We start from the raw sequence: 8,727 nt of genomic DNA, 5'->3' as shown, positions 1-8,727 counted from the left end.
CGGTGGCGGCGGTGCCGCCTATACGACGGTGGCCGGCGCTGGCGGTGCCGGCGGGTCCTATGGCGGCGGCGGTGGCGGCGCCGGCTCGTCGACGTTCGCCGGCAATGTCGGTGGTGCCGGTGCGCCTGGCATCGTCGTCATCACCTACACGCCTGTCGCGACCTCGACGCCGCCGGCCAACACCGCCACCAGCATCACGCGATCGTCCTCCTTCGCCTACGACTCCGCCTCGGGTCTGCTGACGCAGGAAGTCGTCGAGCCGGATACGCCGGCGCTGCGGCTGCAGACGGACTACGTCTACAATGCGTTCGGCCAGAAGCAGTCGGTCACCGTCAGCGGCGCCGACATCGTCTCGCGTTCGAGCACGACCAGCTATGACGCGCGCGGGCAGTTCCCGACCTCCAACAGCAACGCGCTGGGGCAGAGCGAGACGCTGCAATATGATGCGCGCTTCGGCCAGCCGACCAGCCGGACGGGTCCGAACGGCCTGACCACGACGTGGAGCTATGACGAGTTCGGCCGCAAGACGCAGGAGACGCGGTCGGACGGCACGCAGACGCGCTGGAGCTACCAGTTCTGCAGCGGCGTGAACGGCGGCAGCGCGAGCTGTCTGTCGGGCGCGACCTATCTCGTGCAGGAGACGCCTTACGCCGCCGACGGCGCCACCGTGAACGGCCCGGTGACGACGGTGTTCTTCGACACGCTGGAGCGCGAGATCGGCCGCCGCACCCAGGGGTTCGACGGCAGCACGGTGCAGGCGACCAAGAGCTATGACGCGCTCGGCCGCGTCGCGCAGACCAGCCGGCCATACTTCCTGAACGGCGGCACGCCGCAATACACGACGCTCAGCTACGACGTGCTCGGACGCGTGGTCTCGTCGACCCAGCCGGACGGCAGCGTGGCGCAGACCGCCTATCACGGCCTGACCGTCGTCGAGACCAACGCGCTGAACCAGACGCGCACGGTCGCCAAGAACAGCCAGGGCCAGGTGGTCTCGGTCACCGACACGCTCGGCAAGACCATGACCTATGCCTATGACGCGGTCGGCAACTTGGTGCAGACCACGGATGCCCTGGGCAATATCGTCAGCGCGACCTATGACCTCAGGGGCCGCAAGATCGCGAGCAGCGATCCCGATCTCGGCAACTGGACCTACAGCTACAACACGCTCGGGCAGCTGGTCACCCAGACCGACGCCAAGGGGCAGACGGTCAGCCTGAGCTACGACAAGCTGGGCCGCATGGTGCAGCGGGTCGAGCCGGACATGACCTCGGTCTGGGCCTATGACACCGCGGCCAACGGCATCGGCAAGCTGGCCTCGAGCGGCATCACCTCCGGCTCGGGCAACGGCTTTGCCCGCAGCTTCAGCTATGACAGCCTCGGCCGTCCGCTGCAGGTCGCCACGAAGATCGATGGTGCCACCTACACGATGGGCGCGACCTATGACGCCAACAGCCGGCTGATCAAGGTCAGCTACCCCTCCGGCTTCACCGCGCGCTACGGCTATAACAGCCTCGGCTTCGCCAACCAGTTGCAGGACGACGCCACCAGCCAGGGCTTCTGGACCGCGAATGCGATGGATGCCGACGGGCATCTGACGCAGCAGACCGCCGGCAATGGCCTCGTCACCACCCGCGGCTTCGATCCGTTGACGGGGCGGCTGACCAGCGTCGCCACCGGCACCGGCAGCGCCGTGCAGAATCTGAGCTTCGGCTACGACCGGCTCGGCAACCTGACCTCGCGCAGCGACGCCAACACCAATGTCAGCGAGAGCTTCAATTACGACGGGCTGAACCGGCTGACGACGTCGACGACCAGCCTCAATCCGACGCCGCTGGTGAAGACCTATTCCTACAGCGCGATCGGCAACATCCTGTCGAAGTCGGATGTCGGCACCTACGTCTATCCGGCGGCCGGAGCGCCGCTGCCGCACGCCGTCATGAGCGTCGCCGGCGGCAGCATCAATGCGACATTCACCTACGACGCCAACGGCAACCAGACCTCCGGCCTCGGCCGCAGCATCGTCTATACGTCGTACAACAAGCCGGCGAGCATCACGCAAGGCACGCGGACGATCTCCTTCGTCGACGACACCGAGCACCAGCGCTTCAAGCAGGTGACGCCGGAAGGCACGACGCTCTACATCGCCGGCTTCGGCGTGATGGCCGAGGTGCAGAACCCCGGCACGACCACGCAGAAATGGACCGACTATCTCTCGGTCGGCAACGCCAAGGTCGGCATGCGCGTCACCCAGACCGCCGCCAGCGGCACGACGCTGACGCTGCGCTACTTCCACACCGACCATCTCGGCTCGATCGTGGCGCTCACCGACGAGAACGGCCTGCTGCAGCAGCGCCTGTCCTATGACGCCTGGGGCAAGCGCCGCAACGTTGACGGCACCGACGACGTCGCCGGCAGCACGACCAGCCAGACGACCCGCGGCTTCACCGGCCAGGAGGAGCTCTCGGTTGCCGGCCTCGTGCACCTGAACGGCCGCGTCTACGATCCTCTATTGGCGCGCTTCACCAGCGCCGATCCGACCGTGACCGAGCCGCTCAATCCGCAAGGCTGGAACCGGTACTCGTATGTCGGCAACGACCCGCTGACCTTTACCGATCCGAACGGATTCAACTGGTTCTCCAACTTCTTCGGCGGCATCTTCAACTGGATTGCCAAACCGATCCAGCGGCTGTTCCAGCAGGTCCCGATCCTGGCGAGCATCGTGCAACTGGCGGCGACGATTGGGCTGACCCCGTTCATCGGACCGCAGGCTGCTGCGGGCGTCGCGGCGATGTTTGTGACCGGGTTGCAGGGAGGCAGTCTGGCCCAAGCATTGAAGGCGGGGGCAATAGCAGCGGCCACAGCCACAGCATTTGCGGCTGTAGGTGGCGCGACGGATGCCATCGCCGCGGGAGATGCAAGCAAATTTTCGCTGTTCGGCCAACACACCCAGCCCGCGTTTGGTACCAATGCCTACGCGTTTAATGTCGCAGGGCACGCTCTTGTCGGGTGCGGATCGTCGGTTGCGTCAGGAGGAAGCTGCGAGTCAGGAGCACTGTCGGGCGGTGTGAGCGCCGCATTTGGGCCCATTGTCAACAAGCTGAACGGTGTTGCTGCAATTACGGCCAACGCTGTTCTTGGCGGTGCGGCCTCCGTCGCCGGCGGCGGAAAGTTTGTGAACGGTGCAGTGACAGGTGCATTCGGATATCTCTTTAACAATTGCGCTGGTCATGCGGGAAACTGCAGCTTTGTGGAAGCGCTCGAGGCAGTTGGTGAAGGTGCCTACTCCGTCGTGGCCGGGGTTGGAAATGCATTTCGATATCTTGGGCGAAGCTTCGGACTTATGGGCGGAGAAGAATTCCGCCGCTCTGAGCTAGAGGCAAACCTCTTGGCGAAGGGTATTGAAGAATACGCGACGAACCGTACGATCAGGCGTGGGGCGAACGCGGCAATCAAAGATAAGGCTCTAGATTACATTCAAGATGAAGCGCACATGTATCGGATGCTCGGGCGTTCGGTATTTGGCACGCTAACGACGCTAGGTCCTGCAGCCATGGCCGGGGATTTTGTTCGGGCCCTTGAAAATGGACACGATTGGGCGGACTCTCTTGGCCGGGGTGTCGTTGGAAAAGTAGAAAGAAGATTAAACAGATGAGTCCCTTCAATTCGACTTGGCAATCTGTTGTCAACGTGGTGGCCGCTTTAGCGATATTTTTGGTGAGCGCGACTTCTCTCGCAATATTGTTGACAGTCGCGTGGAGAGACTGGACCCTATTCGCCTTAGCTTGGACAGGATTGTATATCTTGGGAGGTTTGACGTGGTTCCCTTGGCGAACTCCAGTACAGAAAGCATTCTCCATCGGAGTGTTCGTGGGGACGGCGGTGCCGGCGTTCACATGGCTTCAAACGCTATCTCGCTAAGAATTGTTGTTCGGTATTACCCTGACAGCACTGGACTGCTGCGGCGTTAGTGGTGATCGACGAGCAGAAGAAGTCTCGGCAAAATCTTGTTTTCAGGCGATGCAACTTTTGATTGTGTTTTGTGATGTTAAAACTTAGATTCGCGCATCAAAGCATGGGACTTACGCAAAGCATGGGACTTACGGTCACAGTGCACATAATTAGTTGATAAGTCGGTGCTGCTGCCGCGTCGTCGTAGTCTACGAGCACGTGAAGTCTAGGCGAAATCTCGCTGTGAGGTGCTGCAACTTTTGATTGGCTTGCGCGAGGTCCAGTGCAAGTTCGTGTGTCAAAGGATGTGCATGACTCGCTTGGGTGTCCTGCCAGCAATATCTCTCGCTTCCAAAAACCTCTAGTCTCGGCCTGTTAGTTGTCAAGCAGCTCTGGCTGCTTCGGGTTGGGGTGAACAGCAGTGCGTGGCGAGGCTTGCAGGCGCGGGTGGATGGCGCTTCCGATGGTGCTGGCGCTGTCGGCGTGTCAGACCGTGGAGGAGGGCGCGTCGTCGTTCGCCTGGAGCACGACTGCTGCGGATGCGGGATCGGCGGCGCAGGCGCAGGCGGCGATGCGGTCGCCCGCGGGGAATGCGCGGGCGGGCCGGATCTCGGGCTCGCCGTTGCTCGATGACAACAGAGGCGGTCCGGTCACCGTGATGGAGGGCACCGGGCGTTTCGTCGGGGAGCCGCCGACTGGGGCGGTGCCGCGCGGGGCGGAGGAGGTCGCTGACGGCGTCACCATCAATCTCGCCGGGGTGCCGGTGCCGCAGGCGGCGAAGACGGTGCTCGGGGATCTTCTCGGGGTCAAGTACACGGTCGATCCGGGGATCGAGGGGCGGGTGACGATCCAGACGCCGCGGCCGGTGGCGCGGGCGGCGGTCATCGATCTGTTCCAGGCGGCGCTGCGGGCCAACAATGCGGCCGTGGTGAACAATCGCGGCATCTATCGGATCGTGGCGGCGGACCAGACGGCGGTGTCGGCGGCGTATCGCACGGATGACGTCGCCGATGGCGGCGAGATGGTCGGCAACGGGCTGCAGGTGGTGCAGCTGAAATATGTCTCGGCCTCAGAGATCCGGCGCGTTGTCGAGCCGATCGCGCCGCGCGGCGGGGTGGTGCGGGTCGACGATGCGCGCAACCTGATTACGCTCTCGGGCAATCGCCAGGAGATCGCGGCGATGATGGAGGCGATCGCGCTGTTCGACGTCGACACCATGAAGGGCATGTCGTTCGCGCTGATCCCGGTCAAGACCTCGGCGCCCGACGCGATCGCGACCGAGCTGAAAAGCGTGTTCGGCTCCGACCGCGGCGACGGGCCGATGGCCGGCATGGTGCAGTTCGTGCCCAACAAGCGGCTGCGCTCGATCCTGGTGATCTCGCCGCAGCTGGCCTATCTGCGCCGCGCCGAGAGCTGGATCCGCAAGCTCGACGCGCAGGCGCAAGGGTCCGAGAAGCAGCTCTTCACCTATGCCGTGCAGAACCGCCGCGCCCAGGAGCTGGTCGACGTGCTGCAGTCGATGTTCCCCACCGATACGCAGGCCGCGACGGCCGGGCGGCGCAGCGTGGCGCCGAACTATCAGGAGGCGAGCGTGCAGTCGCAGCCGTCATCCTCCGGCGGCGGACTGTCCGGATCGTCGTCGCCGTCCTTCACCGGCGGGCTCGGCGCGTCCAGCGGCGGCTTCGGCGGCATGCGCAATGCGGCGCCGGCGGCTGCGGCGCCGAGCGTCATACCGGCGGCGGCTCCGGCTGCGCCGTCGGGCCGCGATGGCGACGCCGACGGGCCGCGGCTGCGCATCGTCGCCGACGAGGCCAAGAACGCGATCCTGATCGAGGCGGCGCAGGCCGACTACAAGCGCGTGCTGCAGGTGATCGAGCGGCTCGACCAGATGCCGAACCAGGTGCTGATCGAGGCGACCATCGCCGAGGTCACCCTGAACGACGATCTGCGCTTCGGCGTGCAATGGTACATGCGCAAGAACAGCTCGAAATTCACCCTGACGGAGGCGGCCTCCGGCGCCGTCAATTCGGTGTTTCCCGGCTTCTCCTACGCGCTGACCGCGGCCAACATCGCCGCGACCATCGACACGCTGAACCAGATCACCAACGTCAACATCGTGTCCTCGCCGTCGCTGACCGTGATGGACAACAAGCCGGCGGTGCTGCAGATCGGCGACCAGGTGCCGATCACGACGCAATCGGCGACCTCGACGCTGACGACCGGCGCGCCGATCGTCAATTCCGTGAGCTACAAGGACACCGGCGTCATCCTGTCGATCATCCCGCGCATCAATGAGAGCGGCCGGGTGCTGCTCGACATCGAGCAGGAGGTGTCGAGCGTGGCGCCGACGACGTCGTCGAACATCGATTCGCCGACCATCCGGCAGCGCAAGATCCGGACCTCGGTGGTCGTCAACGACAGCGACGCGCTGGTGCTGGGCGGGCTGATCCAGGACAGCCGCACCACCGGCCGCAGCCAGCTGCCGATCATCGGCGACATTCCCTTCGTCGGCAATCTCGCCGGCAGCCGCGACAACGTCATCGGCAAGACCGAGCTGATCATCCTGATCCGGCCGCATGTGATGCGCAGCCTCGACGAGGCGCGCAACGTCACCGAGGAATATCGCCGCTACATGGCGATCGAGGGGCCGCATCGCCGGCCGCCGGCGCGCCGCCGCGCCGAGGACACCGGCCGCAGGATTCTCGACTGATGCCGCGCTTCCGTTACCAGGCCTACGGCGCCGACGGCGCGTTCGCGGAGGGCACGATCGAGGCGGCCTCGGCTGCGGCGGCCGATGCCGCGCTGTGGGCGCAGGGCCTGTCGCCGTTCCAGATGCGCAGCCTCGACGGCGGCGGAACGCAATGGTGGAATCGCGAGATCGCGTTCGGCGGCGGCTCGGCGCGCGGCGACCTGCTGGCCTTCACCCGCGAGTTCTCGACGCTGTGCAGCGCCGACATCCCGATGGACGACGCGCTCAGGATCGTCCAGGCGCAGACCGCGGCCGCGCGGCTGAAGACGCTGGTCGAGGCGCTGCTCGCCGAGGTGCTGAACGGCCGGCCATTGTCGGAGGCGATGCAGGGCCAGTCGCGCATCTTTCCTGCTGATTATGTCGCGGTGGTGCGCGCCGGCGAGAGCGGCGGCCGGCTCGCCCAGGTGCTGAGCGAACTCGCCGAGTTGCTGGAGCGCCGCGCGGAGATCGTTGCGCGCATCCAGTCGGCGCTGATCTACCCGGCGATGCTGATCGTGCTCAGCCTCGTTACGCTCGCGATCATCATCGGCGGCGTGATCCCGTCGATGGCGCCGATCTTCACGCAGAGCGGCAAGCCCGTGCCGCTGACCATCCAGGCCATGCTGGCGTTGAAGGCGCACTGGCTCGAGATCCTCATCGCCAGCGCCGCCGCGCTGGCGCTGCTCGGCGCCGCCATCGCCTTCGCCATGACCGACGCGCAGCGTCGCCAGCGGCTCGACCGGCTGGTGCTGCGGCTGCCGCTGCTCGGCAGCTTCCTGTTGCAGCAGGACACCGCGCGCTTCGCCCGGACGCTCGGCACGATGCTGTTGGCCGGCGTGCCGCTGATCGCGGCGACGCGGTCGGCGAGCGAGGTCGTCGGCAACCGTCATCTGCGCGCCGGGCTCGATCAGGCGATCGAGGCGGTCCAGCAGGGTACGGCGCTACATCGATCGCTGCGCGAGGCGGTCTCGCTGCCTGCCGTGGCGCTGCAGATGATCGCGGTCGGAGAGGAGGCCGGCAAGCTCGATCGCATGCTGGTGCGGGTCGCCGAAATGCTGGAGAAGCAGCTGCAGACCCGCGTCGACCGCTTCATGGCGGCGCTGACCCCGGCGATGACCGTTGGCATCGCTGTCATCATCGGCGCGCTGATCATGCCGGTCATGACGGCCGTGCTCAGCATCAACGATCTGGCCGGACGATGAGCATGGCAGCGACACAGGCGCGTGCAGGGATGAGCGCCGGCTTCACGCTGGTCGAGATGCTCGCCGTGCTGGTCATCGTGGCGCTGACGGCCGCTGCCGCCATGCCGCTGCTGTCGCGCGGCGCAGGCGGCGTGAGCCTCGATGCCGCGGTCAGCGAGATCGCGTCGGCGCTGCGTGCGACGCGGGCCGCGGCGATCCTGCAGAACCGGGCGATGACGTTGCGCATCGACGTCGACCGCCGCAGCTTCAGTTCGGACGTGATGCCGCCACGCGTCTTCGCGGCAGGACTTCAGGCCAAGCTGACCTATGCCGCAGCCACGCGGACGAGCGCGACGGAAGGGGGCTTCCGCTTCTTTCCGGACGGCTCGTCGACGGGCGGCGATCTCAGCCTGGAACTGAACGGACGACAGGCACGGCTGTGCGTCGAGTGGCTGACGGGGACGGTTCGGAGCGCCGCGACATGTTGAGGGAGAGGCAATGATGCTGGGGAAGAATATCAGCAACGGGCTGAAGCTGCGCGTCTCGCGGCGTGCGGATCGCCGGACCCGCATGCGCAGAGACGGAGAGGCGGGGTTCACGCTGGTCGAGATGCTGGTCGTGATCACCATCATCGGCCTGGTGATGGGTCTCGTCGGACCGCGCGTGCTGAGCTATCTCTCTGACTCCAAGCTCAAGACGGCGCGGATCCAGATCCGCAGCCTCGCCTCGGCGCTCGATCTCTATCATCTCGACAACGGCCGCTATCCCACCGCCGCCGAAGGCCTCGGCGCGCTGGTGCAGAAGCCGGCCACGGCGACGAGCTGGAACGGGCCCTATCTGAGCGGCACCCTCGTGCCCACCGATCCC

5 protein-coding genes are annotated in these 8,727 nt (G+C 65.7%); all 5 read left to right on the top strand.

The window, feature by feature from the left end:
- A partial coding sequence (locus BRAO375_RS22295) for an RHS repeat-associated core domain-containing protein (RefSeq protein WP_349546052.1) occupies positions 1-3,655 on the top strand: 3,655 nt, incomplete at its 5' end.
- 747 nt (positions 3,656-4,402) lie between these two features.
- Positions 4,403-6,661: a type II secretion system secretin GspD gene (gspD, locus tag BRAO375_RS22290; RefSeq protein WP_009029702.1), complete on the top strand. Its 2,259-nt coding sequence runs from the start codon at positions 4,403-4,405 to the stop codon at positions 6,659-6,661.
- Entirely contained in the window at positions 6,661-7,881 is a 1,221-nt protein-coding gene (locus BRAO375_RS22285; protein ID WP_009029701.1) for a type II secretion system F family protein, read from the top strand. Before gspD ends, BRAO375_RS22285 begins: the two co-directional genes overlap by 1 nt.
- A gap of 2 nt (positions 7,882-7,883) precedes the next feature.
- A complete protein-coding gene (locus tag BRAO375_RS22280; protein ID WP_244423240.1) occupies positions 7,884-8,348 on the top strand; it encodes a GspH/FimT family pseudopilin in 465 nt (154 codons plus the stop codon).
- A gap of 13 nt (positions 8,349-8,361) precedes the next feature.
- Positions 8,362-8,727 (top strand): type II secretion system major pseudopilin GspG (gene gspG / locus BRAO375_RS22275; RefSeq protein WP_502688943.1); only part of this gene is annotated, 366 nt, incomplete at its 3' end.

The sequence above is a fragment of the Bradyrhizobium sp. ORS 375 genome, from assembly GCF_000239775.1.
GTDB lineage: Bacteria > Pseudomonadota > Alphaproteobacteria > Rhizobiales > Xanthobacteraceae > Bradyrhizobium.
The sequence above is the reverse complement of the archived record's forward strand: the minus strand, read 5'-3'. Positions and strand labels throughout refer to the sequence as shown.